A 26,669-nucleotide genomic window follows, 5' to 3' on the forward strand; every position below is an offset into this window, starting at 1 on the left:
TGGATTCAATTCAAAGTGTTCTTCCTGCAATTCAATAAGTGAGATACTTTCGTTTAGCTCTTTTAACTTTACCGCTAAACTCTCCACTCCGAATATTTCCGTAAAGGTATGGCTTCCTACAAGTAGATTTACACCTGTAAACTTAGCATACTGAATCGTATATAAGCTTGCCTCTCCAGTTATATAAGTGTCGCAGCCCTGTTCCAAGGCAAATCTTATATGATCGGTCGAATTACCCGCACCAGTCAGCACTCCTACTTTTTTAACTGTATTCTCATTGTTTTTCCACGCTCTGACAGGCTCGTTCAACTCAGTTCTCATTTTATCTGCAAGAGCCTCAAAACTTTTCGCTTCGTTAAACTCGCCAAGACCTGGAATACTAGCGTTCTTGTACTCGGAAAAACGTATGATATTATCAATACCAATTCTGTTCATTAATGAAGTGCATGTTCCAAAATCAATATAATCAAGTGGCCCATGGATCCAGAAATGGCTAATATCATATGCTTTTAATCTCTTGATACATTCTTCTTTTAAACCATAAATAAAATCCCAAGCATCATGGTGAGTTAGAATCAAATCAACATGTGCAGCTCTTGCCTGTTCAATCACTTCAATGGAAAGGTTGGTTGAAAATCCAATCGTCTTTATTATCTTATTGGAAGTGTATGAAAACCCGTAATCATCATGGAATTCTTCCAGTAACTCTTTAGAAAATAGTTCGTTGATAATAGCGTTAAATTTTGCAATATCCATCATAGCCTCCCTGCAATATGTTTAGAAATCAATTAATCTATCTCTTTTATCAAAAGACTCAATTCCTCTTCAATTGAAGTCCCATTGTCTTTTTTAGTTAGTTCAAATGGTTTTTTATTGAGACAAGCGTGTTTCAATGCCAGAAAACTATCAATTGGGAACGTGTAATTTTGCCACACTTGGCGATAACCTAATATTCCACGTTGTTTAATTACTCTGTCTATTTCCTTCACTACACATAAAACAAAATCATCAAAATTACATACAGTTTTTAGTATTACTCTAGGAAAATTTTTGTTTTGAACTCTTTCGGCCATATAATTTTGTTTTTCCGTTAGAGTTATCTCTAACTCCTGAAAGTTACGATTAAACTCCCACCCTAATAAGATTGGCCCCATATGCCAATCAATTCCCCCATTTCTATGATGAAAAGCTCCTTCTTTCCAGCTTAATTTACATAGGGGATGTTTCGATGCAAGGTACGATAAAAAGTCTCCTAGTGCATCGGAATGAAAGGTAGGAGAAAATTCGAATTTCTTACCATTCACTTCAAAAATACATGTTGCATTTCCGCTTTTTATATCCACATATGAAAACTTCATTTATTGCACCCCATTAATAATTAAATATTTTGGTTTCTTGTCAATTATTTCAAACATTTGGCAATAACTCAATATAGTAAAAACAAAAGCAGGCTTGATTCTAATAGAATCAAGCCTTTTCCTATTAAAATTCCAACTCCCGTAGCAATTTCTTTCTAGAGTAAAAGTAGTAGATCAATTGAATCATTAAATAAACCCCTGAAACGCTTCCGAAATGCATGAGGAAATGATGATTTTCCATGATACCCCCTACATCCTGTGAAAAGGATAGAACATAGATAAATGCTAAGCTGCATCCGAGGATTGGTGCAAAAAAGAATAATACGCCCATTTCCTTCGATATAAGTGTCTGCATTTCCTTTTTGGTTATCCCAATTTTAAACAACTTTTTATACTTTGCCTTTTCCTCATCTAAATTGGAGAAAATAGTAAGGTAAAGCAGAATGAAAGAGCCAAAGAAAAATAGGATACTTATGAACGTAGATACCAAAAGCATGATTTTAGATGAAGTCTTAATGGCATTGAATGCCATGATTTTAGAGACTGGTTGAAAGATTTCTTGACTGTCTTCTTCATTAAATGTTAGACGTACACTTTCAAAAGGAGGCGTGTTTTGATTAAGTTCATCCATCGTGTTTTTCAAATTCTCCGTCACCACTTCTGTTTGCTTCCAATTCTTGAAATTCAACAAATGCAAGGTGACTTCATCGCCCACTAAATCGCTACTTAGCTCTTGGAACACCTTATCATGAACAACCAGTACCGAGTAAGGCGTGAATCTATGAGAATTCAATTTGTCGTTCATCACATATTTTTTACGCTCAAATTGATAAGGGTTGTTTCCATCCATGAGTTGAAGCCCATTTTCGTACATACCCTCATCGTTTACATACTCTGGATCCGAATTTATCCATTCAATCAATTCATCCTCTGACAATATTTCTTCTGTATCCATAATGCTATTATAGTCAGAGATTCCCATGAACGTAAAATCAAAATAGGCATCTTCCCAGTATGGATCATCTTGATAGAAAATGAACATGTTCACTTTCTCGTAATCTTCAACAGGGTTTTCCGGTTTATCAACAATCTTGACCAATTCTTCTTTTATTAGCGTATTCTTTGTTTCGGTCTCTGCGTAGAAAAGATCATATGGATTGGAGTTGATTGCCTGCCTTTCTCCTTCAGCACCGACGATTAACATCATGCTTGTGTAAAAGATCGTGACCATGCTCATGATGGTGATCAGGAGCATAATCGCCACCAACTGATTAAATTTATACTCAAGATTGCTTAAAGCCAGCATCCTTTTAAAATAGTAGGGTTTATGTTTCCGTGCCCTTTCTATCAAGAAACTCATCCCTTGAGAAAGGACAATATAAAGACTCATAAATACTCCCAGAGTACTTAGGAGCAGATATCCACCTGCATCACCTTGGGCGAAGGACGGTATGGCAAAAGTACAATACAACAATACAACACTGCCAATCAACAGGATTATCCCGAGCAACCCAAAAACAGGACTCCTACCTTTAATCATATCTGCCACTTTTTCACTTTTCAGATTGTGTGATACGCTTCTCCTCAAGGTCAAGTATAGAGTGATAAAAACTGAAACCAGGAAGATAGCAAGATATGTCACGATAGAATAAACGATCATTTCCTGAGAGAGATGGAATGGCACCTCTCCTAAGCCAGAGAATTTGATAAATAGTAAGAATAATAACCGTGAAAAAACCATCCCTGTCAAGATACCAGCTACCATGGAGGCAAATGCAATCAGCGCATTTTCCACTAATAAAAGTTTTGCGATATCTCTTTGGGACATTCCTAATGTCATCAAGAGTGCGAACTCCTTTTTCCTTCTCCTAGTAAAAATACGGTGGGCATATGTAATAAAGAAAACCGTGAAAAAGACTAGCGCAGCTCCGGGGATGGATAATGCATCCTTTATACTCTCGCTCTCTTTCACATTCACTACCGAATCATTGAAATAGATGGTGCTATACATAAAGAAGAAAAAGACGGCAAATACGTTGCATAGAAAATAAAATAAGTATTTCTCCTTGTTTCCTTTCGCCATTTTCCAAACAAGCTGATTAAAGGTCATGGCTCCTTCCTCCCAACACGGCAAGATTGTCCATGATCTGATTTAGGAATTCCTTTCGATCCCCTTTTCTGACAATATAAGAATCAATTTTCCCATCTTTTATAAAAACAACCTTCCGACAATAGCTTGCAGCAAATACGTCGTGCGTGACCACCACCACGGTCGTGTCGAGCTCTTCCCCAATTTTTTCGAAACACTCCATGATAATTGAGGATGATTTTGAATCCAGGTTTCCTGTCGGTTCATCTGCGAAAATAATAGAAGGACCGTTCACAAGTGCACGGCTGACCGCGGTCCTTTGCTGCTGCCCACCTGAAATGTTAAATGGGTGTTTATCCAATATGGATTCTATTCCAAACAGTTCGGAAAGCTCCTTCACTTTTCCATCCATTTCTGACACTGATTTTTTCTCCAACACCATCGGAACAAGCATATTTTCTTTCACTGTCAGACTATCGAGCAGGTTGAATTCCTGGAATACAAACCCCAGTTGTTTTCTCCGAAAGAGGGCTAGTTCGTTCCCGGTCATTTCACTGATCTCTTTCCCGCTTATATACACTTCTCCAGATGTTGGTGCATCAATTCCACTCATCATATGAAGCAGAGTCGTTTTTCCGCTTCCAGACGGGCCCATGATGGCGATGAATTCCCCTTTATTTATCGAAAGATCCACCCCATCTACCGCTGTAGTTGCTCCGTCCCCACTCGATTCTCCATATATCTTCACTAATTTATTGGCTTCTAAAATTGTTTCCCCCATCGTCTCGGCCTCCTATTTCAACTAGAGATGTTAATTCACCACTCATGTATGTATTTTACTAAGTAGCACTTTACTGAACCATGGAACAAGACGAAAAATACCTTACAGTTTTGTAAGGTATCGAATCGTGACGGTTGTCCCTTTTGATACTTCCGACTCTATTGTGATTTGGTGGTTCAGCCTGTCTGCAATTTTCTTGCAAAGATAAAGCCCAATACCTGAAGAATTCTGGTATGCCCGTCCGTTTTCTCCTGTGAAAAATGCTTCAAACACTCTTTCGATATCATACGATGGGATGCCGACCCCTTCATCCGTAATGGAGAGAACAATAGCCTCTTCTTTCTTTTCCACATGAAATCTTATCTTTTTGTTGCCTTCTTTTCCACTCGAGTATTTAATCGCATTGGAGATGATCTGATCCAGCATGGTTTCATTCCATTTCTGATCGGTAATGATGAATGCTGCTTGTTCCTCACTATTCAAAACCGGGAAAACAGATTGATAGATAAACTCACTTTTCCGGTTGTTTATCACTTTACGTAATGATGAGAGCAGGTCGATTGACTTGATATCCAAATCATTTTCAAAGCTATCCATTCTGACCATGGTCAAACCTTGTTCAATGGCGGAATGTAGCCGTTTATTTTCCACTTGTAACCTCTCCAAAGCTTCTGGACTGACAGGTGATTTTTTCTCGTTCTGAATGATTAAATCCATTACAGATACCGGGGTCTTCAGGTGGTGCATCCAGTGTGATAGGAAATACAGCCTTTCCTTATTCTTTGCGATCTGTTCATTTTTTTCACTGGAATGTTCTTGGTTTACCTTCTTAATCCAATGATAAAAAGCCTTTTGTTCTTCTGTATACACCTTCAAATCTGCATACTGATTATTGAACATTTTTCCCAACGCTTCGTTCACTTGATAATAACGGTATCCATCAATAAGGAGGTAGACAGAAAGAAGAAAAATCCCTACGGAAAAAGGATACAGAACCTCCGAGTTAGCGGGCTCACTCAGATGAAAAAATGTGATTACAGAGCCGATGTTAAAGATATAGAACGAAATTAGCAGGGCTCTATCCTTAAAGAATCTCCTCAGTATTCCCTTACCCATTTGTTTTGCCTAACGGAGTAGGAACACTCAGCATATAGCCCACTCCTCTTTTGCTTATAATGACATTTGAGAGTCCAAGCGAGGAGAGCTTTTGTTTGATTCGCGTCATGTTGACTGTCAACGTATTGTCATCAACAAAGGTTAACGAGTCCCATACTTCTTCTATTAGTGTTTCTCTTGGAATATAGGTTTCATGGTGTTCCATCAGTTTTTTTAATAATATGTATTCATTTTTACTAAGTTCTTCCCTGTTCCCACCATATTGAATTGCAAGGGTTTGACTGTCTAGTTTCAGAGCCTCCACAGATAATTCACCCTTGTCTTTTGTTGCGTATTCTCCGTACACCCGTCTTATCGTCGCTTTTATTTTTGTATGTAACAATTCAAAGGTAAAGGGCTTGGTTATGTAATCATCCGCACCAAGTTCCATCGCCATGATTTGATCCATCTCTGTACTTCTCGCGGAAATGATAATGATAGGAACCATTGATTGCTGTCGGATGCTCCTGCATAAAAAATATCCGTCATAGTATGGTAGATTAATATCTAATAAGACAAGGTCTGGTTGTATGTCTGAAAAGCTCTCCATAATATGTTGGAAATCCGTTGGCTGGTGAATTGTGTAGCCATATCGTTCCAAATGTCCTCCGACAAGCTCATTTAATTGCCTATCGTCTTCAATAAGCATGATCTTATGCATGGTTTGAAAACCCCTTTTGTTTTGCCTTGGCTGTTTTATGTATATTTTACCATAGAAATTGTCGGGGCTTCTCAGTGAACCAATTAATAAAATCACCCTACAAAACTTTCCATTGGGAAAGTGGATGATTTTTGTTCTTGTTATGCATCAATTTTATTCAGAATTTTCCCAATATAAATTCTTCCTTTAATATGCTAAATTATTCTTGTGTTATCAATTGAGAGGAGTTGAGCTTTAGGATGAAGAAAAAGGGACAATCAAAGAAAGTGTTTTTATCCGTTTTGTCAGCCGCAACGATTCTATCAACTGTTGCTTTAAGCAGTCCATCAACAGGGGGAGCAAACAGCTTTGAACTAGATTTCAAGGGAGTCAGCCAGATAACAGAGAAGAAGACAGTTTCTAAGAATGGAAAAACTGGTGAAGCTTCATTTCTAGCGGAAACAGAAAATAGTAAAATACCAAATGGCTTGAAGAAAAAGTTAGAAGTTGTACCGAAAGATAACAAGCTTCATATCGTTCAATTTGATGGTCCAATATTAGAAGAAACGAAAAAAGAGCTGGAGTCTACTGGTGCAACAATTGTAGATTACATACCGGACTATGCATACATTGTGGAATACAAAGGGGATATCGCAAAAGCCACGGATGGCATTGCTCACCTTGAATCAGTTGAGCCGTATCTGCCTCTCTATAAGGTAGATCCACTATTATTCACCAAAGGTGCTTCTGCTTTAGTGAAGGCCGTTGCACTTGACGCAAAACAAAACAATAAAGAAATCGATTTTAAAGGTATTGACGAAATTGTTCAATATGCTGCCAACAATGATGTTCTCTATATTTCTCCAAAGCCGGAATATAAGGTGATGAATGATGTAGCGAGAGGGATTGTCAAAGCCGACGTAGCCCAGAATAGCTATGGATTATACGGCCAAGGACAAGTAGTTGCAGTTGCTGATACAGGTCTTGATACCGGTCGCAACGACAGCTCCATGCATGAAGCTTTCCGTGGAAAAATTACAGCATTGTATGCGTTGGGACGATCCAATAATTCCAATGATCCGAACGGTCATGGTACCCACGTTGCCGGATCGGTGCTTGGAAACGGAGCAACCAATAAAGGAATGGCACCACAGGCAAACCTAGTGTTCCAATCCATCATGGATAGCAGCGGCGGATTGGGCGGTCTTCCTTCTAATCTGAGCACTCTATTCAGTCAGGCTTATAGTGCCGGGGCAAGAATCCACACGAATTCTTGGGGTGCTGCAGTGAATGGAGCGTACACGACAGATTCAAGAAACGTAGATGATTATGTTCGTAAAAATGACATGGCTGTTCTTTTCGCAGCTGGGAATGAAGGACCGAACAGCGGAACCATCAGTGCACCAGGTACTGCGAAAAATGCCATTACAGTTGGAGCGACGGAAAATTATCGTCCAAGCTTTGGATCTTATGCAGACAATATCAACCATGTTGCTCAGTTCTCTTCCCGCGGACCGACTCGTGATGGTCGTATCAAGCCGGACGTAATGGCGCCGGGAACATTTATCTTATCAGCACGTTCTTCCCTTGCACCAGACTCTTCCTTCTGGGCAAACCATGACAGCAAATATGCGTACATGGGCGGAACTTCCATGGCAACACCGATTGTCGCAGGAAACGTAGCACAATTACGCGAGCATTTTATCAAAAACAGAGGCATCACACCTAAGCCATCTTTATTGAAGGCGGCTCTAATCGCTGGTGCAACTGATGTGGGTCTTGGCTTCCCGAACGGCAACCAAGGTTGGGGCCGTGTAACATTGGATAAGTCTCTGAATACAGCGTTTGTAAACGAAACAAGTTCTTTGTCTACAAGTCAAAAGGCAACGTATTCCTTTACAGCAACAGCAGGCAAGCCACTTAAGATCTCCCTAGTTTGGTCTGATGCTCCTGCAAGCACATCCGCTTCTGTGACATTGGTGAATGACCTTGACTTGGTGATTACCGCTCCGAACGGAACACAGTATGTAGGGAACGACTTTACGGCTCCGTTTAATAATAACTGGGATGGCCGTAATAACGTAGAGAATGTGTTCATCAATGCACCACAAAGTGGAACATATACTGTTGAGGTTCAGGCTTACAATGTTCCTCAAGGGCCACAGGCGTTTGCATTGGCGATTGTGAATTAATAAGTTTTTGATCTGTAGAAACTGCTGTAATTGAGGGGAATAACTCTCGATTGCAGTGGTTTTTGTTGTTTTTTTGGAGTTGGGTTACTGCCTTAAGTGCAAGCTCATGTACTGAATGTCCGAAGATTTTTGATTCTTGACCGAAGATCTTGCATTCTTGACCGAACCAAAAATTCGAATGACCAAACCCCACATGAAACTTGACCGAACTACACCAGTTCTTGTCCGAAGAATCCATTAATCCTCTTTAAAATGTCCGAACAGCTAAGCAAATTGTCCTAACCATTTTTCACACACACTAAAAAGCACGTTTTGCATACTTTTTTGGCCATTTTTCCGATCTTACATCCACAACATAGTCCCCAAATAAAAAACGCACCCAGGAGTATGCCGACTCCTATTAAAGAGCCGTCAATTCCAGGTGCTTTCATTCACTCAAACTAATCTTCGTTCGTTTCCCCATTATTCGTTTCATTTTGTTCCATGTTCGTTTCGTTGTTGTTCATTTCTTCATTCTCAGCGGCGCATCCAGTTGCAAGAGCTAATAATAGTACGGAAGATGATAATGCTAAAAACCATTTTTTCATGATTATACTTCCTCCTTGAGCTATGCTTGTTTTATTGGACTACACGCTTAATCTTACAAGAAATCCGAACAAAAGAAAGCTATTTTACCAATAATTCACAACAATAAAACATTGTTTACGCTCGCTTTACATCTCCAAAATATCAGTCGTCCGACTCCTCCAGGATAATCTCCTCCACATGATGCTTCTTCATCTTATTTCGGAGCTTACGGTTTTCTTTTGATTCAAAAACAATATCCATGTCGTAGTCATTGGTGTATAAGTCTTCCGATTGGATATAAAGGGATAGTCGCTTATGGTTGAAGGTTTCCATCCGCCCTTTCACCAGAACCTCCACATCTCCCTTCTCATCTGCCGGTTTATAAACGATACCGAACTCACCAATGGATGGAATCTTTACATTGTCCCCCTTCTTAAAATTGATCTCCTGTTTTGTTTTTTCTTTTTCGGGATGCTTCATCTTTCTCACATACTTACGGTTCATGGCAAGTTGCCTTTCGAGCTCATGCTTCGGCCTATCCGATTTATCACTGTAATGTTTTGTTTCTTTGTACGTTATTTCATGTGCTCGTTCTATCAACTTAGGATGCATGCCTAGACGCAACGCAATAGCAAATGCTTGACTCTCCCCTCCTTTTCCAACGATAAGTCGATACGTCGGCTTTAGGGTTTCTACATCAAATTCCATTGAACCGTTACAAAATCCCTCATGTTCATTGGCGAACTCTTTGATTTCACTGTAGTGGGTCGTGGCAAGCATGGTAGTTCCTTTGTTATAAAGCTCCTCTAAAATGGAAGTTGCGAGCCCCATCCCTTCTGCCGGGTCTGTTCCGGAACCTAGCTCATCCAGTAGTACCAGCGTTTGCGGTGTGGACTCTGCCAAGATCTCAATGATATTTTTCACCCTGGAAGAGAATGTGCTCAAGGACTGCTCAATACTCTGACCGTCTCCAATGTCCACCAGCACTTTGTGAAAGATTGCGATCTCGCTCCCTTTTTCAGCAGGGATATGCATTCCACATTGAGCCATCAACGTCAGGAGCCCCACCGTTTTAATCGTGACCGTTTTCCCACCGGTGTTTGGACCTGTGATAACGAGCGCATCGTAGTCTTCACCAATAACCAAATCCAAAGGCACTGCGCTTTTTCCTAGTAACGGATGTCGGGCCCCTGCTAATCGTATTACATGATGTTCATTTATTTGCGGTGCCGTTCCCTCCAGTAATAAACTATGTTTCGCTTTGGCAAAAATAACGTCATAACTGACCATCAAATCCATCGCCAGTTTGATTTCCTTTTCATGCTCCTGGACCAGACCAGTCAGTGCAAAAAGAATTTGCTCCTCTTCTGCCTCCTCCTGAAACTTCAGCATACTGATGGAATCCTGTATGATGCTAATTTCCTCGGGCTCCATATAAACTGTGGATCCGGATGCGGAAACATCTAGGACTGCTCCCTTGATATTGTTTTTATATTCTTTTTTCACAGGGATGACATACCTGCCATTCCTGGTACTTACCAAGCTTTCCTGAAGGTATTTGCTGTACTTGGTCGACTTGACCAGCTGCTCGATACGGCTTTTAATCCGTTCTTCCAATGTGGATATCTGCTTTCTTACTTTCAGCAGCTCCTTGCTGGCATAGTCGTCCACCCTCCCATTACGAATGCAACGAATAATTTCTTCTGCTACATGAGAAAGCTCCACGACGGAATACATAAAGCTTGTGATGACAGGAGCTGCAGATTCTTTGTCTTTCATAAACCGCTTCAATTTTTCAATAGTATCTAGGAATTCATATAGTCCTATAAGTTGATCTGGCCTAAATGCAATCCCTTTATGGAGATTTTTAAGAATATATTCAATGCCCCAAAGGCCATGAATTGGCACGCTTGAACTAATTGCGAGAATTTTCTTTCCTTCTGTGACTTCATTTAACCATGCTTCAATCTGTCTTTTATTAAGGGATGGTTCCAATGCCAATACGGCTTTTTTTCCTGGTTCTGAGATAGCAAGGGCTGCCACGTCTTTCTTCAAATCTGTAAATTGTAAAGCTTTAATTGTTTCGTTATTCATTGTTTTTTCCTCCTAGTAATTAGTAAGCAGTTTGATGGATGCAATCACTAATTCCGTGCGAGGAAATGGAAAGAGCAGGGGCGGTAAATATATTTTGCAAATAAAAAAACACAAAGAACAACACTCGTCCTTTGCGTTTTGAATGGTAGTTTGAAATTTGAATGCAGGATAGGCAGAAAAATACCTATACTCATGCTATAACTATCATTTTATGGAGCAGGCGCAAACCCGTGTTCTTAACATTTCGCTATGAGAAAAAAAGCGTACTCAAACAGAGCTCGACTTTGTCGAACTTTTCTCTCATATCGCACGTATTTGATTACGTTTAGTTAAGAACTACCTTTTCCATAAAACAAACTCCTTCTGTTTGAAGATACTTCCATTATACTGGATGCGTTTTTGAAAGTCACGCCTAATTATTTTTTGCGTTTACTATTTGCTTTGTAAATTCTAAATAATCTTCAAGATGTTTCTCCACAATTACTTTTACAATTTCTAAGTTGATTTCTTGGTAATCATGAACTGCTATGTTACGAAATCCCACCATGGCCTTCAATCGTAAAGAAAGATTTTCGTTTATGATAGCGTTCGTTGATAAATACTCAAATGCATCTCGACTAGATTGCGGAATACCCAATTTCTTCTCGGATACAATATGCATGGCAATATCTATACTTGCTTCACATGCTCGTTGAATATTAAGTATGATAGAATCCTGCTTTGTAAAATTCTTTAAATTCAATGGATTCTCATCATACTCTTCTCTAATTCTTCTGATACATCGCTCTATAGTGCTTATTTTATTTAGGATTATATCACTATTCATAGACTCTCCCACTTTCTGTAACACGATCGAGAATTCTTTTTCTCTCTTCATTAAGGACAACATATTTTTTATATGTTAGCATTTCAAACAATGCCTGTTTCTTTTTGTCAGAACAATAGATAACTTTTCCTTTACTGATAATTTGCATTTGAAATACAGTTGACGCTTTAGAAAGGTCAATTAAATCTACGTCTTTGTTTAGAAGAGTGGCTAGTTGCTGGGCTAACATAAATCTATCGTAATGATCCTTTTCTTTGCTACTCAAATAGGCAATATCTACATCACTTCCTGGATGAGTCAACTCTGGTGAAGTTTGAGAACCGAATAGATAAATTATTTCTGGCGCTAATTCCTTGACCAGAAAGTTAACAATAATATTCTCATCAACCATCATCATCACTCCAAAACATCACAAATTTAAGTAAATCATACCATATCTCAACGGTCTTTCCACATCTATCCTCATTTAAATACAAAAACTTCCTGTTTGCCCAAGAAGTTCATAAGTTTGCTACCGTTTGTAGGGCGTATAATGTTTTGAAAATGGTAACGTGTTTTCTTACCTATGTAAAACTCAGTTACTTACCACATAGTGCTCCGTTTTCTCAGGTATATCCTTCAATGCCTTTTTCAGAAATTCAGGGTAAAGGATAACTTCTTCTAGCTCGGAAATCGGTACCCATTCATAGACCAATCTTTCGCCTTCTATGCCGTGAAATTGTCCAGTTGGGATAGGTTCTTCTATCTTGTTTGAAACTATATAGTAAAATCCTATTTCATGTACTTTTTTTCCACGATACTCAAAAAAGTTTTCAGCTACCCATACTAGCCTTTCAATAGTCATGGATATATCCAACTCTTCTTTAAATTCCCGTTGCAGGCTGACTGGTGAGGCTTCGTTCATCTCCACTCTCCCACCTGGAAGAGACCAGATATGATCATCACTCGCTCGATGTAATAAAATACGGTCGTCCTGTATCCAGATTCCCGCCACTCTATAATTAAAAACTGCGTGCTCTGTGTGAAAAACAATATCCATGGCTATGCCTCCTAAATCCATCATAATAACCTATTAAATACCACTCGATCTTGGCCCATTCCATCATAATTTTGATGAATTGGAATACCGTTCGTACTCATGTCTCCATCCTTCATGCTAAAGCCCATCTTTGTATGAAAATTGATAGAGGTCGTATTCACAGGGGAGGTCACGCAGCTCACTTCCTTGCAACCCTGGTTCTTTACTGTCTGAAAGAAATGTTCGTAAAGCCTTCTTCCAACACTTTTTTGGCGGATCCTCGGGTTTACGCCAACAAAATGTATGTATGCCTGCTGTGGGTGGGAAGGAGAAATGAAACCTATCACAAACCCGATGGTCGCTCCTTTTTCTTCTATAATGAAACTTGTGTCTTTAAAATGATGGATAAATAAACTTGGTAGCATATCGACCATATCCCGACCGCCCCACCAAGTATTCAAGTTGGTTGAAATACGAAGGAAATCGTCATCTTGGATATTTCTTATTTTCATGAAGTTAGCTCCTTTTCGTATTTTTCTATCTCACTTTTCATGTAGTTCCTTACTTTCCTTAACTCTTCTTTATGAAAATCACTAAGGTGCCTTCCCTGATAACTTTCCGTCACTTTCAAAAAAGTCCCCTTGAACTCTTTTGGGAATGAAGACAGCCCATACTCTCCTGCTTCTTGCTTAGAAGAAATAACCCCATCTTTTATAAACCAATACACCCTAACCAGATTCAGCACACAATAGATAGGATCTTTTTCTATGTTCTCCAAACAATCCCGATAATCTGCGAGAATGGAAGAAAGATAGTGGGCACGAGGAATGATAGGGAAAACATCTCTTATAGGAGGTCCTTCGATACATATCCCTCTATGATTCAAGATTGTTATATGAGCTGCCAAATCAGGGTCTTCCTTGTGACCTTTTTCGCTGAGTGCTTGGAAAAATCCGGTTGCCAGTTCCATTTGAAACCTTTCTCTCCACGCCTCACTGTAGTGAAATTCATATGGGCTTGGGTGGGTCCAGTTTTCAAGTTGATTCTGTGTTAAAAAGCTGATTTCTAAGGGGTATGGGTTATTGGAAAGAGCTAATAAGCACTCCGCCAGTTTTTGTTGTTTGAGTGAGTTCAGTGAATCTCTTACGACCACCAATACATCCACATCACTTCTTTCTGGATTGAAGCCCCCCATTGCCAAGGAACCATGTATATAAAGGCCACTGAAATTGTCTTTTGTGATATTTTTTATTTCTTTTAGTATTTTATTTATGTATTTTTCTATATCAGATTGTAATTTCTTAGAAGTATCAAACATTGATTTTCTCCTTTATATAGAATTGAACCCTTCCGCCATACGAATCAATCTCTTCTTAATAGGACGGCCAATCCTATGGGTTTTCTTTTAGGCATCCGTTTTCTCTCCTATTTATTCAAGTGTATTCAATCTATCGAATGGGTAATAACGAAGGACCACTTTCCCCATCACGTTTTCTTTCGGAATGGAACCTATCTCTCGACTGTCCCTACTGTCATTACGGTTATCACCCATCACAAAAACGTGGTCTTCCGGGACCGTCACTTCCTTAAATGGAAACAGCATTTCTTCTTGTATGTACTCTTCCGCCAGCTCTTCACCGTTTCGGTACACAATTCCTCCCCGGCATTCAAGCTTATCTCCCTCTACTCCTATCACTCTTTTAATCCAGTAATTGTTCCCCTGCTGTTCCTTTAACAACGTGCTTACGAGCGGACTTTCCTTAAAATTATCGGTAAGGCTCCTTTCACGCTCGACGCGACTATCAATGACGACAATATCATTGTATTTGGGCTCCACCCCCATCATATAGCCACTCTTAAAGATGAGTACTTTATCACCATCATCCTTTTGGGACCACAAGTCCTCCCCTTTCAATGTTGGTTCCATGGAGCTCCCTTTCACCGTAAAAGGCTGAACAATCAAAGCGCTCACAATGAATGCGAATAGGAGGCCGATTACACACGCCTTCCCCCAATTAACAATTTCATTTTTTAGTTTTTTTGTTTTCATATGCATCACCCTTGTTCTTTAGACGAATTGATAAGAAGTTTGGTTCGTTCTAGAAAGAAAAACGACCAGATGTTTCTGATCGTCACAAGCTTAGTTTACTCCAACGTTAATACGAATTTGGAAGGAAAAGGTTCCACTTTCCACTAGTTATTTTTGTGCTTTTTGTAAGACTAGTTCTTTCAACTCGTTTAAACAAGTAATCACCATATCCGCATGCGCCAGTTCTTCTTCCTGTGCAAAATCAAACCTGCACCCGATTGCCGTTAAACCATTTCCTTTCGCTGCGTTTATATCTGAGAGTCGATCCCCGACCACCGCCCCATGTTGGATGGAGTATTTTCTCACAATCTCCCCCACCAGCTCCGTTTTATCTAAGGATCCAATCTGGTCGATACTGAAAACCTCTGTCACCCAACGATTCAGGTCATATTGTTTCACTATCGCTTCAAGATACGGGGTTTGCCCATTGCTTGCTATGTACAGCTCAATATTTTGTTCCTTCAAGAAAGCAAGGACCTTTTGCACATCCGGATAAAGTGCCCCATTGCCATTTTTAATGTTGTTTATCAGCGTATCATGGAAAATTTCGTTTGCCATGACTCTCATTTCAAGTGAGTGTGATGGTAGTAGTGTTTCCCAGACCACAGGCAAAGGTACTCCCATGATTCGCCTATACGTTTCAATAGGAGTGGGGTCTTCTTTATTCCATGCATTCATTTTCACTAGTTGCATGAATGTATCATCCAATGCCAACTCCAGAATTCTATCCGTTTGAAAGAGCGTTCCGTCCATGTCAAAGATAATTGCTTGCATCGTTATGCACTCCTTTATCCTGCTGTCTATTTTTCTTGAAGAAGGGAGCAATCTATTGTTTCTGATTCAACTACCAAAGCGAGCATCCCGCTATCGCTTCCTGATTCATGCCATTCTCCCTTTTCCCACATGACCCCTTCCCCACTTTTAATGGAGATTCTTTCCCTGTCTGTTCCCGTTACCCACCCGTCCCCTTGGACAACGATGAACAACTGCTGTACGCTTGCCTGATGATATCCCACTACACCACCAGCATCCACTTGTATAAACCCAACACTAGTTTCCTGCTTGCCTCTCAATACTTTGATGAATTGAGCGGCTTGGGAATCGTATTGTTTTATTGGAAAACCTACTTCTTTATCAAATCGGAAAAATTTCATTGATTACACTTCCTTATCTACCTTTTTGAATTTCTCCGTCAGATAATCTTCATAAGCATCTCTGACAGGGTCCGGGTCTTTTGTAATCTGAGCCAGTCTTGTTTTTATGTCCAGTAAGAGAGTGAAGCATCTAATTAGAATACCTAATGCAATAGATATAAAAATAAAAACACCCAGTTCCGTGCCCATAGAAAAGCTGACATAACAGATAAATGCAGAAAATAATATCCAACCAACTAGTTTCATCGTTTCCCCCTCCGTTCCTTATACATTTTTAAACAACGCTCCCTGCCTTCTTGCCAGACGTTCCATCACATTAACCAATAATACAGCAATAATGAAATAAGTCGCTCCTACCATTAACTCATTTAACAATAACGGCTTTACCCCATTCATTTCAATTTGATAGATAGATCTCATCGCTTCTATGCTATTTGTAAGCGGCAGTACTCTTGACACCGCCTCCATCGGACCAGGAAGCAGGCTAACCGAAAAGTTCACTCCACAGAATACCTGGAACGAGGCAATCATGAAATTCAAGAAGAGGTTCACATTCGAAAATAGTAAGCTTACACATGCAAAAAGCAGCGAAAAGCTTAAAAGAGAGAACATGGTCACGACAAACAAAAGAAGCAAATTCCCAAGCTGCTCCATCGGAAGTGCAATTCCAAACATAAACCTTGCGATGATGAGTCCTACTATAAATACAAACAACCCATCCAGCAAAGGCACAATAGCTTTCCTTGAGATGATGACAAAAGTCGATGTAGGCGAAGCAATATTCAATTCCAATGTCCCATATTGTCTTTCCCCTTTGAACATGGACATGAAATTGATCATCATCGTCCTGCCTGTATAGAAAACGACGTTTCCAAGTACGACATAGGATAAATACTCCGGACCCGCAATCGCACTTACCAATGTTGCAAAAAATAAGTAGTGCATAAATGGATCCAGAATCCTGAAGAGAATAAACAACCTTAGTGTCTGAAAAGAATAGAGGGCTTTATAGGATAAATAGGTGAAACCAAATTTATTGAGAAGTATCATTTATATTGCCCCCAGACTTCCGCGGTTTCTTAGCACCATTTCCATTCGCTTGATGATGAGAATGGAAAGGAGGAAGTAAACACCACTTACCAATAATGTAATCATCATGGTAGTGAACATTTGCGGCGACAGCGCAAGCGTCTCATAAACTCCCTGAATCCCCCACGTCATGGGAATTACATGGGCAATCGCCTTAAAAATCCACGGCAAACTGTCCACTGGCACAAACACTCCACACACTAAAAGGACCGGAATCAAAATCAAGTTCTGATAATCAAATACATTTTGAAACGCAACAAAAACGATAGCTAATATCATGCCGACGACACTCAAGGAGAATAACAGAACCAGAACGGAAAGAAAGAAGAGCCAATAATTCTGGATCCCAACCGGCAATTGAAATATGAACCTTGCATATACAAAGCTTAGAATCATAGATAAAAGTGCGATAAATGCATTACTGATTGCCTTTGTCAGAATCACTTGAAATAAGGATACAGGAGCTGCAATCAAAAGCTTCAATGTGTCGCTCCACTTTTGTGAAATCAACGCCGATCCTGAAGAATACAGCACATAGCTCCACATGCTTATTAATGCAGAGGCCACCACAAATTTTTCAACATTTACATCCCCGCGCATCTGTTGCAGAAAATAGACGATAGCCAAAAACATCAACGGCTGGAAAAACAATAGAAACTGATACATTTTGTTTTGAAAGTTGGTAAAATACTTAAGCTCTCTCACTAATAAAAAGAAAAAGTTCATCCAGCTCACCCCACATCCTTCATGTGATGAACGTACGCATCCTCTAACGATATCTCTCGTCGTTCTAGCTTTATGACATCACCATACTTTGCGAGATATTCTTTAAGTTGATCCAAATGGGCTTCTTCCTCTCCCACCTGAAACATAACAGAGTAATAAGGCGCTTTAATCTCTGTCACTTCCACCTGTTGCAGGAACGTATCCTCTTTTAGTTTGCCAGTATCATAGACTTGCATCGTTGCTTCAAACAGTTTAAGGTGGTTACAACTCTCTTTGATATGTGTTGGATCCCCGATCATACTAATCTCTCCATTTTTAATAAAGGCAATTCGATCACACAGTTCATCCGCTTCCTGCATGTAATGTGTCGTTAAAATGATGGTGATCCCTTTTTTGGCGAGTTCTTTTACGATGTCGCGGAGAAGTCTTGCTCCAATGGGATCCAAACCAATTGTCGGTTCGTCGAGAAAGATGATTTTCGGATCGTTAATTAAGCATCGTGCAATATGTAGGCGTTGTACCATCCCTTTAGAGTATGTATGTATTTTCTGGTTTTCTGCCTCTGTCAATCCCACTAGCTCTAGTAACTGGTAAATCAGTTGGGGTTGGTCTTTGTTGGGGATTTTATATAGGGTGCAAAAATAATGCATATACTCTGTTGCTGTGAGACGCCCGTAGACTCCCCGCTCTCCTCCGTAGACAAAGTTTATTTTATCTCTGATTTTATTGCTTTCTTTTACGACATCATATCCGAGCACTTTTACGTTTCCAGCAGACGGTAGCAGCAAAGTTGTCAAAATTTTGATGGTTGTTGTTTTCCCTGCGCCATTCGGTCCAAGAAGTCCAAACACTTCCCCTTCCATAACCTCAAAGTTCACATGATTAAGTGCAGTCTTTTTATCACCCTTCATTTTGTATGTTCTAGATAGATTCTCTACTTCAATTACTTTTTTCATATTTTTTGCTCCATTCTGAAAATTATAACTGTTATTATAGAGAAGATTGGATGAAGTGTAAATAATTGGTTCTATATTTGCCGGAAAAATAGGGGATTTCCTTTCATTAATATTACTTTATCCTCCTCAATCCATTTTACTGTCCAAAACTCACTGTTTACTGTCGGTTTGAAGTGAAATACTGTCCAAGATTTAAAAATACGATCCAAAGTGAACCATTTACTACAATACTTGCCAAACGACACAGTACGACAATTATCAACAAATAGCCACCTTCACCAATCGAGAAGCCAAACTAAACCTCTGCTCTTAAAGGTTCTGAGTTCCTAGCCAACAAAAAAAAGCCGAAGAACAAAGTTCCCCGACTTACCCTAGCACATCTGTTATGCCATCCATATTTTCCGAAATCCATTCCACTGCAAGATCAAGATTTTCAAACTCCTGCACTTCAAATGTCACTTCGTCCTGAAGCAACCACACATCTTTGTCTTCATGATTGATGCCACCGATGGACCAGTGCAACAGGCTGTAAGGATGATTATGATTTAAAAACGATGCCCATGTTTTGGACTCCGCCACATTTTTCAATGAGTTGATTTTGCCCCCGTTGCTCATTTTGCTCCCTCCACCACTAATAGGCTCATACGCGGATTCAAAATCTGGCTTGGGCATTTAAGCATATAGCAATTTGCACTTTCTACAAAATCGACTGTCATGTCTTCATCAAAAAAGAGAAGCTTTGACTTTTCCATTAATAAAGGGCCAATGTTTGTTTCTAGCTCTATATCATCATCGTCCTTTTCCGGTGTGATCCATAGTGCGGAAACTCCGCTCACGACACATCCGCATCCTTCTGTATCATATTTAAGCTTCAACCATTTACCTTCCTGGTTTTCAAGCTTTGCCTTTACTCTTTTTGCTGCTTTCTCTGTAAACGTTACTTTCACGTTTCATGCCTCCAACTGTTTCATTGTTAGCCTGATTGTACCATATATTGCTCGTTAGTATAACTAGAAGGCATTTGGAAAGGATGGTAGTGGATAAGTTCTTGTTGTCAAAATGGATAATTGTAGGTACGATACTAATATCTGAATGGGAAGGAGTGTTTTACCAATGTCAAAAGTGACGATTAAAGTGATGGATAACGGAGGATTCCGTGTAACCGGTGATGTGGAACTAGTTGATGCAGAAGGAAATAAGTTTGAGGACAAGCCAGCCTTTACTCTTTGCCGCTGCGGGCTTTCTAAAAAGCTTCCTTATTGTGATGCTTCACATAAAGGCAATTTCGAGTCCTGTGTGCGGGCTGCCCAAGTATTGAACGACTGATTTGGCGCGGCCGGAAAATGGGAGGGTGGGAGTTTCCCACTCTCCTTTAGCTTATGAAAAATTGACCCGATGCAGTTTTGGTATATATAGGGATAGAAAAATGGAACGTCCCAAACTAAACACCACAAACGCCAGCCAAATTCCCTGGTTTTGATACAAGGGTACCAAAAACCATATTGCTACTAAAAATACCAATAATGCAAAGAAGATGGAGTCTCTGATTGACTTGGCATCTGTCGCCCCTGAAAATATTCCATCTAACTGCAAACCCCAAAAGCCCACAAAAGGAAAAATCACCATCCATATCAAGTGTTCCGTGGCCATTGCCCTTACCATTTCTATGCTGGTAAAAAAGGTGACAATATTATCTCCTGCCAATAACATGAGAGCTGCCAGAGATACTGCCGTCCCAAAACCCCAGATAGCGGAAAGATTAATAGCCCTTTTAAATAGTACTAAGTCCTTCCCGCCTACTGCCCTCCCCGTCAAAATGCTGGACGCATTGGCAAATCCTCCAATTAAATAAGCCATTATATAATGAATTTGAAGCAGAATGGCGTTTGCAGCTAGTGTCACTTCTCCCATACCGGCACCCTTAGATGTAAAAATTCCGGTCATAATCAACAAACATACGGTTCTTAAAAAGAGGTCCCTATTAACTTTTACCATTTTCATCAAAGGTTCTGGATCTAGAATCATCCGAAGCTTTACGCTGGAGAACCCTATCCAGTTATGTCTGGCAATGATGAACCCACCAAAAAGAACAGCGCTGACTTCTGAAATTAGCGTAGCATAAGCTACACCAGCTACCCCCATGCCTAATCCCAATACAAATACCATGCTAAGGATGATATTCATCAAATTCATGACCAATTGAGTGGCAAGCGATAGTCGTACCTTGCCCATCCCTATTAACCATCCAACAAATACATAACTTAATAGAATGAATGGCGCACCCCAAACGCGAATGGAAAAATAGGTCGTGGCAAAAGATGATACCGCATCACTCCCTCCAATCACATTCAATGCGACTTGTAGAATCGGTTTTTGAAAGATAATGAACAGTAAGCCGAATACTAAAGCGATTATCATCGGTCTAAGTAAAGTTAACATGGTCTCATTGGTCTTATTTGAACCTTGTGCCTGTGCAGTAAACCCGCTAGTACTTACTCTTAAAAACCCAAGAAGCCAGTACATGGTATTGAAAATGACAGCACCAATCGCCACCCCACCTATGGAGGATGGGTCAGGTAGCCTTCCCACAACAGCAGTATCAACTGCACCAATAAGAGGAGTGGTTATTCCTGCAATGATCAAGGGGAGTGCTAGCCCTAAATATTGCCGGTTACTAAAGACAGTTTTTTCTCTCGATACTACTATATTCATACTCTACTATCCTTTCCGTCTCACACTAAAACGAAGCAGCCTTGATCAGCGCTTTCGTATATGGATGTCGATTATCGTCGTAGAGCTCTTCCAACGGAAATCGGTCCACCACTACCCCATCTTTCAAGACGATTATCTGGTTGCATAAAAAGGTGACAGCCCTTATGTCATGCGAAATGAAAAGTACTGTCATTTGTGTTTTTGCTTGAAGGTCCTTCAGTAATTGCAGGATTTGCTTTTGAACGGTAACATCAAGACTTGCGGTCGGTTCATCACAAATTAGGAGGGATGGCTCCAGACTTAATGCTCTGGCAATACTGACACGTTGTTTTTGTCCACCACTCAACTCGCTTGGGAAGCGATTCATCATACGCCCGTCCAGACCAACCATCTCAAGGAGTGACACCGCTATTTCCTTGCGTGATAGCTCTCCTCTATTTAGAAAAGGTGGCTGAACCTCCTTGAAATTATCCAGCGGTTCCAACATGCTTTTCCAGATTGGAAGCTTGGGATTGAGAGTTCTGTTGGCATCCTGAAACACCATCTGAACTTGTCTGCGGTAATCTCTCAATGCTCCTTTCTTTTTAGGCACAATCTGATTTCCATCAAATGTCACGTGGCCTTCCTTATAAGTCTGAAGACCTAATAGCACCTTTGCTAGCGTACTTTTTCCGCTTCCGCTTTCTCCTACAATCCCAACGCTTTCCCCTTTATTCACAGCAAGCGATACGTTATCCAAGGCTTTTACGTTTTTGGAATAATGGATGGAAAGATTATCTACAATCAGTTGGCTCATAGGGATATCACCTTTCTTCCAGTCGCCACACCTGTTTCTTCTCCCGGAAGAGCCATTACACAAGAGCACAATTTTTTCGTATAGGGGTGCTGATGGTCACATCGGATCACATCAGGAGTTCCAGATTCTACAATCTCACCTTTTTCCATCACATATATCCTATCCGTTCGCTTGTAAGCCTGTGTGAGGTCATGTGTGATCATCAGAACGGCACATCCCGTCTCTTTCCTCATTTTTTCGATATAATCCAGTACCTTACCTCCACTCATAACATCAAGGGCAGTCGTCACCTCATCACAGATCAGCAACGACGGCTTCAATGCAAGGGATATCGCTATCGCAGCCCGTTGCACCTGCCCTCCACTTAATTGAAACGGATAACTTTTATAGACTCTGTCCGCTTCTAGTCCCATTTCGGCAAGTACATCCAATGCCACTTTTTTCGCTTCCTTCTTTGAGAGGGGGTTGTGTGTCTGTATCGTTTCCACCATTTGTTTTCCTATACGGATAAAAGGCGTGAAGCTTCCTCTGTAATCCTGAAAAATAATACCTATCTCTTTCCCAAGAAGCTTACGATGTTCCTTATGCGACAGACTTAATAGATTTTTGTTTTTATAGAGTATGTTTCCTTCCGCTTTCATCTGTCCTGGCAGCAAATTCAAGATTGCTCTAACAGTCATGCTTTTCCCGCAACCACTTTCCCCAATCAATCCAATCATTTCCCCTCTCGCAATCTGGAGATTCACTTGGCTAATGACTGCCTTTGTCTCATTCTGTTTTTTCACGACTAACTCTTCTATAGTAAGCAAGAGATCACTCATCGTTTATCACTACCCTTCCTGATGTCAAAATGATTTTTCAACCCATCGCCCAATAAATTGCAGCTTAAGACAGTCATCATAATGGCAAGACCAGGGTAAATCATTAGGGAAGGTACTACTTGAAAATACCCTCGACCTTCATTTAACATTGCCCCCCATTCCGGAATAGGCGGTTGGGCCCCAAGTCCGATATAGGATAAGGCAGAGATCATGAGTATCACCTTACCTATATCAATCGCTGCCATCGCAATGATTTCCGGTAACACTTGTGGCAATAGGTGCATACGAATTGTTTTCCACGTACTAGAGTGGGAAATCTTTGACACAAGAATATACTCTTTTTCCTTCTCTGCCAGAACCAAGCTTCGGACCACTCTCGCATACATGATCCACCTGACCAAGATGATGGCTAGCACAATGTTGGTCAGGTTCGGTCCCAAGATGCCGGCGATGGCTATTGCCAGGATAAAGTCCGGAAATGCCAGGATTCCATCTATTATTCTCATGAAGAACGCATCTATTTTTCCTCCTATGTAACCGGAGAGGAGGCCTATTGGAACACCAATTACAATTGCCAGGAAAATCGCAAGCAATCCAAGCCCGATGGTTAACTTGGCCCCATACAAAATTCTTGAGAAGACATCTCTGCCCAGTTGATCTGTCCCAAGCCAATGGATGGAAGTAGCCTGTTTCAGCCTATTTCCCATATCAATTTGAAAAGGGTCATGGGGAGCCATTGCACTTCCAAACAAAATGACACCAGCTAGTAAGCCTGCAAAAATGGAACCAATCACTAGATTAGGATTGCTAAGAAGACGCGTACTTTTCCATTTCATCGTCATGCTCTCCATCAACTTATCTCCCTTCCATGCTTTATCTGTGGATCAATGATTAAATATAATAAATCCACCAACAGATTGGTCATCACTACTATGAGACCTACCACCAAAATGTATCCTTGTATCACTGGATAATCTCGTTGCATCACTGCTTGCACAATCAGTTCCCCCATTCCCGGCCACGAAAAGAGTATCTCAATTACTGTGACCCCTCCAAGGAGGCTGCCAATACTCAAGCCAAACATTGTCACAAGCGGAATGAGACTACCGCGGAAAGCATGAAACAGAATAACCCTACCTTTTCCCAACCCCCGTGCATAGGCTGATTCGATATATGTACTTTGCAAGGTAGAAACGAGTCGCTCCCGCAATATTTTGATATATAAAGGTGCCATTGCAATCCCTAAAGTGATAGAGGGCAAGACAAAGTGGGCAAGCGTTCCTTTTCCCATAACAGGCAGCATGTTCCACTTTAATGAAAAAAAGTAGATAAGTAGTAACCCGAGCCAAAAACTAGGAATGGATGCACCTAGCATCGCAAACCATCTGCTAATATAATCCGGCCACCGTCCCTCATATACTGCCCCTAGCACGCCGAGTGGTACGGCTATAACGAAAAGGGCAATCAAGCCTCCTATGGATAAGGCAATGGTTGCCGGGAGTTTATCGAGAATAATATCCACTACCGGACGCTTTGAAATAATGGATTCACCCAAATCAAATTGCGCTACATTCCATAGCCATTGGACATATTGGACTAAAATCGGTTTATCAAATCCATATTCCTTCGCAACCCTTTCCTTATCCTCTGTGGTGGAAATAACGTCATCCACTTTGAGTAAAGCCCTCACTGGGTCCCCCGGGGTTATTTTCATCAGTACAAATGTTGCGAAGGAGAGAACAAGAATCATAATAATCAATTGAATCAGCCTTGAGCCGATAATAGAAACAGCTTGTCGCATATTTTCACCTACTTTTTTCATGAAGAAAAGTGAAAGCATCCTATGATACTTTCACTTCATCATTTTATTTTACATCCATCTTGTTTGTTATAAGATAATACTCCTCTGATCCTGGCTCCCAATCTTTTACTCTATCATTTACGCCTACGATAATGTGCGGGTGCAAAATGAAAGAATGAGGAACCTCTTTCTGAATAACATTCACCACTTCTTTTTGTAGCTCCATTCTCTTTTCTGGATCTGCTGTAGTATTTAATTGTTCGGTTAGTTTGTTTAACTCTGGTATATTGATCTGACCTGGATTCAACGCTCCCTCCGGCAGATAGGCAACATTAAGGAAATAACCTCCATCTCCACGCGGAGCAGTCAGGTTGGAGTATGTCACCATATCCCATTCACCCTGTTGTTCCCATAGATAACTATCAATGTTTTCAATGGTGACAATTTCTATATTAACTCCGACAGACGCAGCTTCACCTTGCAGGTATTGGGCAAGCAATGGAAGCTCCGGTCTTCCTGGATACGTTGCTAGTTTAAGCGTAAGCACCTCTCCGTCCTTTTCCATCTTCCCTTCCGCGTTCTTCTGATAGCCTGCCTCTTTTAATAGCTCCTGGGCCTTTTCGGGATCATAATCGGTCGGTTCCGCTTCACCTGCAAATGCAAAGTTAGGATTAAACGGGCCTACCGCCTCCGTTGCGTGACCATTCATGATTTCTTCCACTGCCACCGGTCGGTTCACCAATAGGTCCAATGCTTTTCTGACATTTACATCCTGCAATGCAGGGTTAGCGTTGTTATAAAGTAAAAAATGGACACGAAGACTTGGTACCGATTCAACACGTAGGTTGTCGCTGCTTTCAATTGGATCCAACGACTCAGGAGGCAGGTGATAGGCAATATCAGCTTCGCCTGATTGAAGGGCGAGTGCCCTAACATTTCCATCTGAATTAAATTTGATTTTCACTTGATCCAATTTTGCTTCGCCATCCCAATAATCTTCATACTTCACCAAGTTCACTTCCGTTTCAGGGGCAAAGCTTGCCACCTTAAACGGGCCCGTTGCAATCGGATTCTCTCCCATGTTCTCTGCATCTGCTTTAACGACGGATGCATTCGTATGTACCAGTTCGGAAAGGAATGCCGGGTATTCTTCTGTATTGACGAACGTTATCTCCTGACCTTCCGCTTCCATAGATTCGATTTTCAAGCTAGATCCAATAGCTTCATTCGTTTCTAGCACCCTTTCAAACGAAGATTTCACTGCTTCCCCGTCGACTGGTGTCCCATCATGAAAGGTGACACCCTTCCTAATCTTAAATGTCCAGGTTTTTTCATCTTTCCTCTCCCATGCTTCTGCCAGCCATGGCTGAATCTCCAGGTTTTCATCAATTCGAACCAATGTTTCTGCCACTCCAGCACGCACTCCCATCCAATCCTGATGCGGATCCATTGTTTTGGAAGCGAAACTGAATAACATCGTTACAGACTTTTCTCCTTTTTCCTCAGAAGTTGTCTCTTCATTTGCATTACTGCAACCTGCGATGAGCAGTAGAAATATGATAAAAATAGGAAATATGAGTGATTTTTTAAATTTCATTTTTTTCTCTCCTTGTAATTATTCGGCCTTAGCAAGATTTGGTTTTATCTTAGCTTCAGGCATCTGTTGTCTGGAAAGCGCATTGGATGCGCCAATGATTAACGTACCTCCAACTTGCGAGAGTACTCCTTTAGAATAGAATGATTACGATTTAAACACCATGCTGATGTCAGGTTCATTTGGAAATACGCCCTCAAAACGTAATAGT

29 protein-coding genes and 1 pseudogene are annotated in these 26,669 nt (G+C 40.6%); 2 read left to right on the forward strand and 28 right to left on the reverse strand.

Going from position 1 to position 26,669, the window contains the following annotated elements; genetic code table 11:
* Positions 1-9: 9 nt before the first annotated feature.
* From AB685_RS31995 to AB685_RS03355, 6 genes and pseudogenes are all read right to left on the reverse strand, one after another.
* Positions 10-756, reverse strand: a pseudogene (locus AB685_RS31995) (Nif3-like dinuclear metal center hexameric protein); the annotation flags it as partial.
* Between the two features lie 32 nt (positions 757-788).
* A complete protein-coding gene (locus tag AB685_RS03335; protein ID WP_047969102.1) occupies positions 789-1,358 on the reverse strand; it encodes a hypothetical protein in 570 nt (189 codons plus the stop codon).
* Positions 1,359-1,482: 124 nt separating this feature from the next.
* Entirely contained in the window at positions 1,483-3,468 is a 1,986-nt protein-coding gene (locus AB685_RS03340) for an ABC transporter permease (RefSeq protein ID WP_047969103.1), read from the reverse strand.
* Positions 3,458-4,228 (reverse strand): ABC transporter ATP-binding protein, encoded by a 771-nt coding sequence (locus AB685_RS03345; RefSeq protein ID WP_047969104.1) that lies wholly within the window; start codon positions 4,226-4,228, stop codon positions 3,458-3,460. The genes AB685_RS03340 and AB685_RS03345 overlap by 11 nt, the downstream gene beginning before the upstream one ends.
* 102 nt (positions 4,229-4,330) lie before the next feature.
* Entirely contained in the window at positions 4,331-5,344 is a 1,014-nt protein-coding gene (locus AB685_RS03350) for a sensor histidine kinase (RefSeq protein WP_047969105.1), read from the reverse strand.
* Positions 5,337-6,044 carry a response regulator transcription factor gene (locus AB685_RS03355; protein ID WP_047969106.1) on the reverse strand — a complete coding sequence of 236 codons (708 nt, stop codon included), beginning with the start codon at positions 6,042-6,044 and terminating at the stop codon, positions 5,337-5,339. The genes AB685_RS03350 and AB685_RS03355 overlap by 8 nt, the downstream gene beginning before the upstream one ends.
* 239 nt (positions 6,045-6,283) lie before the next feature.
* Here AB685_RS03355 and AB685_RS03360 point away from each other — a divergent pair, with 239 nt between their 5' ends.
* Positions 6,284-8,215 carry a S8 family serine peptidase gene (locus tag AB685_RS03360; RefSeq protein ID WP_053073712.1) on the forward strand — a complete coding sequence of 644 codons (1,932 nt, stop codon included), beginning with the start codon at positions 6,284-6,286 and terminating at the stop codon, positions 8,213-8,215.
* A 440-nt stretch (positions 8,216-8,655) separates the two neighbouring features.
* Here AB685_RS03360 and AB685_RS31180 read toward each other — a convergent pair whose 3' ends face one another.
* The 16 genes from AB685_RS31180 to AB685_RS03435 all read right to left on the reverse strand — a co-directional run bounded on the left by AB685_RS31180 (position 8,656) and on the right by AB685_RS03435 (position 19,681).
* A complete protein-coding gene (locus tag AB685_RS31180) occupies positions 8,656-8,802 on the reverse strand; it encodes a hypothetical protein (protein ID WP_157860692.1) in 147 nt (48 codons plus the stop codon).
* Positions 8,803-8,944: 142 nt separating this feature from the next.
* The gene (locus AB685_RS03365; RefSeq protein WP_047969107.1) at positions 8,945-10,876 is read right to left on the reverse strand and encodes a DNA mismatch repair protein; all 1,932 of its coding nucleotides are present in this window, start codon (positions 10,874-10,876) and stop codon (positions 8,945-8,947) included.
* 412 nt (positions 10,877-11,288) lie between these two features.
* Positions 11,289-11,702, reverse strand: a complete 414-nt coding sequence (locus tag AB685_RS03370) for a DUF86 domain-containing protein (RefSeq protein ID WP_047969108.1) — start codon at positions 11,700-11,702, stop codon at positions 11,289-11,291.
* Positions 11,695-12,099 (reverse strand): nucleotidyltransferase domain-containing protein, encoded by a 405-nt coding sequence (locus AB685_RS03375; RefSeq protein WP_047969109.1) that lies wholly within the window; start codon positions 12,097-12,099, stop codon positions 11,695-11,697. Before AB685_RS03375 ends, AB685_RS03370 begins: the two co-directional genes overlap by 8 nt.
* Before the next feature lie 177 nt (positions 12,100-12,276).
* Positions 12,277-12,741 (reverse strand): NUDIX hydrolase, encoded by a 465-nt coding sequence (locus AB685_RS03380; protein WP_047969110.1) that lies wholly within the window; start codon positions 12,739-12,741, stop codon positions 12,277-12,279.
* Positions 12,742-12,761: 20 nt separating this feature from the next.
* Positions 12,762-13,232 (reverse strand): GNAT family N-acetyltransferase, encoded by a 471-nt coding sequence (locus tag AB685_RS03385; protein ID WP_047969111.1) that lies wholly within the window; start codon positions 13,230-13,232, stop codon positions 12,762-12,764.
* Positions 13,229-14,038 (reverse strand): aminoglycoside adenylyltransferase domain-containing protein, encoded by an 810-nt coding sequence (locus AB685_RS03390; RefSeq protein ID WP_047969112.1) that lies wholly within the window; start codon positions 14,036-14,038, stop codon positions 13,229-13,231. Before AB685_RS03390 ends, AB685_RS03385 begins: the two co-directional genes overlap by 4 nt.
* A gap of 111 nt (positions 14,039-14,149) precedes the next feature.
* On the reverse strand, positions 14,150-14,770 hold the full coding sequence (gene lepB / locus AB685_RS03395; protein WP_053073713.1) for a signal peptidase I: 621 nt from the start codon (positions 14,768-14,770) through the stop codon (positions 14,150-14,152).
* 147 nt (positions 14,771-14,917) lie between these two features.
* A complete protein-coding gene (locus AB685_RS03400; protein WP_047969114.1) occupies positions 14,918-15,583 on the reverse strand; it encodes an HAD hydrolase-like protein in 666 nt (221 codons plus the stop codon).
* 26 nt (positions 15,584-15,609) lie between these two features.
* Positions 15,610-15,963 carry a cupin domain-containing protein gene (locus AB685_RS03405; protein WP_047969115.1) on the reverse strand — a complete coding sequence of 118 codons (354 nt, stop codon included), beginning with the start codon at positions 15,961-15,963 and terminating at the stop codon, positions 15,610-15,612.
* Positions 15,964-15,966: 3 nt separating this feature from the next.
* Positions 15,967-16,209 (reverse strand): hypothetical protein, encoded by a 243-nt coding sequence (locus AB685_RS03410; RefSeq protein ID WP_047969116.1) that lies wholly within the window; start codon positions 16,207-16,209, stop codon positions 15,967-15,969.
* Positions 16,210-16,227: 18 nt separating this feature from the next.
* Positions 16,228-17,013 carry an ABC transporter permease gene (locus AB685_RS03415; protein ID WP_047969117.1) on the reverse strand — a complete coding sequence of 262 codons (786 nt, stop codon included), beginning with the start codon at positions 17,011-17,013 and terminating at the stop codon, positions 16,228-16,230.
* Positions 17,014-17,778: an ABC transporter permease gene (locus tag AB685_RS03420; protein ID WP_047969118.1), complete on the reverse strand. Its 765-nt coding sequence runs from the start codon at positions 17,776-17,778 to the stop codon at positions 17,014-17,016.
* 5 nt (positions 17,779-17,783) lie between these two features.
* Positions 17,784-18,734 (reverse strand): ABC transporter ATP-binding protein, encoded by a 951-nt coding sequence (locus tag AB685_RS03425; protein ID WP_047969119.1) that lies wholly within the window; start codon positions 18,732-18,734, stop codon positions 17,784-17,786.
* Positions 18,735-19,100: 366 nt separating this feature from the next.
* A complete protein-coding gene (locus tag AB685_RS03430; protein WP_047969120.1) occupies positions 19,101-19,349 on the reverse strand; it encodes a DUF2552 family protein in 249 nt (82 codons plus the stop codon).
* A complete protein-coding gene (locus AB685_RS03435) occupies positions 19,346-19,681 on the reverse strand; it encodes an iron-sulfur cluster biosynthesis family protein (RefSeq protein WP_047969121.1) in 336 nt (111 codons plus the stop codon). The genes AB685_RS03430 and AB685_RS03435 overlap by 4 nt, the downstream gene beginning before the upstream one ends.
* Positions 19,682-19,847: 166 nt before the next feature.
* Between AB685_RS03435 and AB685_RS03440 the strand changes: the two genes are divergently transcribed.
* Positions 19,848-20,060: a CDGSH iron-sulfur domain-containing protein gene (locus AB685_RS03440; protein ID WP_010194231.1), complete on the forward strand. Its 213-nt coding sequence runs from the start codon at positions 19,848-19,850 to the stop codon at positions 20,058-20,060.
* A gap of 51 nt (positions 20,061-20,111) precedes the next feature.
* Here the strand turns inward: AB685_RS03440 and AB685_RS03445 are convergent, their stop codons facing one another.
* From AB685_RS03445 to nikA, 6 genes are read right to left on the reverse strand one after another with little or no spacing between them, the layout of a single operon-like run.
* The gene (locus tag AB685_RS03445; RefSeq protein ID WP_047969122.1) at positions 20,112-21,446 is read right to left on the reverse strand and encodes an MATE family efflux transporter; all 1,335 of its coding nucleotides are present in this window, start codon (positions 21,444-21,446) and stop codon (positions 20,112-20,114) included.
* Between the two features lie 25 nt (positions 21,447-21,471).
* Complete coding sequence (locus AB685_RS03450; protein WP_047969123.1) at positions 21,472-22,242, reverse strand: dipeptide/oligopeptide/nickel ABC transporter ATP-binding protein; 771 nt, start codon at positions 22,240-22,242, stop codon at positions 21,472-21,474.
* A complete protein-coding gene (locus tag AB685_RS03455) occupies positions 22,239-23,063 on the reverse strand; it encodes an ABC transporter ATP-binding protein (RefSeq protein ID WP_047969124.1) in 825 nt (274 codons plus the stop codon). The genes AB685_RS03450 and AB685_RS03455 overlap by 4 nt, the downstream gene beginning before the upstream one ends.
* Positions 23,060-23,899, reverse strand: coding sequence for a nickel transporter permease (gene nikC, locus AB685_RS03460; protein ID WP_241773228.1), 840 nt, complete (start codon positions 23,897-23,899; stop codon positions 23,060-23,062). The genes AB685_RS03455 and nikC overlap by 4 nt, the downstream gene beginning before the upstream one ends.
* Before the next feature lie 14 nt (positions 23,900-23,913).
* Positions 23,914-24,885 (reverse strand): nickel ABC transporter permease, encoded by a 972-nt coding sequence (gene nikB / locus AB685_RS03465; RefSeq protein ID WP_241773229.1) that lies wholly within the window; start codon positions 24,883-24,885, stop codon positions 23,914-23,916.
* 43 nt (positions 24,886-24,928) lie between these two features.
* Entirely contained in the window at positions 24,929-26,461 is a 1,533-nt protein-coding gene (gene nikA, locus AB685_RS03470) for a nickel ABC transporter substrate-binding protein (RefSeq protein WP_047969125.1), read from the reverse strand.
* Positions 26,462-26,669: the final 208 nt, after the last annotated feature.

The organism is Bacillus sp. LL01, assembly GCF_001037965.1.

Bases quoted from the DNA above. Each gene is read 5' to 3' on its own strand.
- AB685_RS03355 (WP_047969106.1), bottom strand. From the start codon at position 6,044: ATGCATAAGATCATGCTTATTGAAGACGATAGGCAATTAAATGAGCTT.
- AB685_RS03375 (WP_047969109.1), bottom strand. From the start codon at position 12,099: ATGATGATGGTTGATGAGAATATTATTGTTAACTTTCTGGTCAAGGAA.
- AB685_RS03455 (WP_047969124.1), bottom strand. From the start codon at position 23,063: ATGAGTGATCTCTTGCTTACTATAGAAGAGTTAGTCGTGAAAAAACAG.
- AB685_RS03440 (WP_010194231.1), top strand. From the start codon at position 19,848: ATGTCAAAAGTGACGATTAAAGTGATGGATAACGGAGGATTCCGTGTA.
- AB685_RS03390 (WP_047969112.1), bottom strand. From the start codon at position 14,038: ATGTTTGATACTTCTAAGAAATTACAATCTGATATAGAAAAATACATA.
- nikC (WP_241773228.1), bottom strand. From the start codon at position 23,899: ATGAAATGGAAAAGTACGCGTCTTCTTAGCAATCCTAATCTAGTGATT.
- nikA (WP_047969125.1), bottom strand. From the start codon at position 26,461: ATGAAATTTAAAAAATCACTCATATTTCCTATTTTTATCATATTTCTA.
- AB685_RS03410 (WP_047969116.1), bottom strand. From the start codon at position 16,209: ATGAAACTAGTTGGTTGGATATTATTTTCTGCATTTATCTGTTATGTC.
- AB685_RS03430 (WP_047969120.1), bottom strand. From the start codon at position 19,349: ATGAGCAACGGGGGCAAAATCAACTCATTGAAAAATGTGGCGGAGTCC.
- AB685_RS03445 (WP_047969122.1), bottom strand. From the start codon at position 21,446: ATGAATATAGTAGTATCGAGAGAAAAAACTGTCTTTAGTAACCGGCAA.
- AB685_RS03370 (WP_047969108.1), bottom strand. From the start codon at position 11,702: ATGAATAGTGATATAATCCTAAATAAAATAAGCACTATAGAGCGATGT.
- AB685_RS03385 (WP_047969111.1), bottom strand. From the start codon at position 13,232: ATGAAAATAAGAAATATCCAAGATGACGATTTCCTTCGTATTTCAACC.
- AB685_RS03400 (WP_047969114.1), bottom strand. From the start codon at position 15,583: ATGCAAGCAATTATCTTTGACATGGACGGAACGCTCTTTCAAACGGAT.
- AB685_RS03335 (WP_047969102.1), bottom strand. From the start codon at position 1,358: ATGAAGTTTTCATATGTGGATATAAAAAGCGGAAATGCAACATGTATT.
- AB685_RS03420 (WP_047969118.1), bottom strand. From the start codon at position 17,778: ATGAACTTTTTCTTTTTATTAGTGAGAGAGCTTAAGTATTTTACCAAC.
- AB685_RS03360 (WP_053073712.1), top strand. From the start codon at position 6,284: ATGAAGAAAAAGGGACAATCAAAGAAAGTGTTTTTATCCGTTTTGTCA.
- AB685_RS03415 (WP_047969117.1), bottom strand. From the start codon at position 17,013: ATGATACTTCTCAATAAATTTGGTTTCACCTATTTATCCTATAAAGCC.
- lepB (WP_053073713.1), bottom strand. From the start codon at position 14,770: ATGAAAACAAAAAAACTAAAAAATGAAATTGTTAATTGGGGGAAGGCG.
- nikB (WP_241773229.1), bottom strand. From the start codon at position 24,885: ATGAAAAAAGTAGGTGAAAATATGCGACAAGCTGTTTCTATTATCGGC.
- AB685_RS03365 (WP_047969107.1), bottom strand. From the start codon at position 10,876: ATGAATAACGAAACAATTAAAGCTTTACAATTTACAGATTTGAAGAAA.
- AB685_RS03425 (WP_047969119.1), bottom strand. From the start codon at position 18,734: ATGAAAAAAGTAATTGAAGTAGAGAATCTATCTAGAACATACAAAATG.
- AB685_RS31180 (WP_157860692.1), bottom strand. From the start codon at position 8,802: ATGAAAAAATGGTTTTTAGCATTATCATCTTCCGTACTATTATTAGCT.
- AB685_RS03405 (WP_047969115.1), bottom strand. From the start codon at position 15,963: ATGAAATTTTTCCGATTTGATAAAGAAGTAGGTTTTCCAATAAAACAA.
- AB685_RS03380 (WP_047969110.1), bottom strand. From the start codon at position 12,741: ATGGATATTGTTTTTCACACAGAGCACGCAGTTTTTAATTATAGAGTG.
- AB685_RS03450 (WP_047969123.1), bottom strand. From the start codon at position 22,242: ATGAGCCAACTGATTGTAGATAATCTTTCCATCCATTATTCCAAAAAC.
- AB685_RS03340 (WP_047969103.1), bottom strand. From the start codon at position 3,468: ATGACCTTTAATCAGCTTGTTTGGAAAATGGCGAAAGGAAACAAGGAG.
- AB685_RS03345 (WP_047969104.1), bottom strand. From the start codon at position 4,228: ATGGGGGAAACAATTTTAGAAGCCAATAAATTAGTGAAGATATATGGA.
- AB685_RS03350 (WP_047969105.1), bottom strand. From the start codon at position 5,344: ATGGGTAAGGGAATACTGAGGAGATTCTTTAAGGATAGAGCCCTGCTA.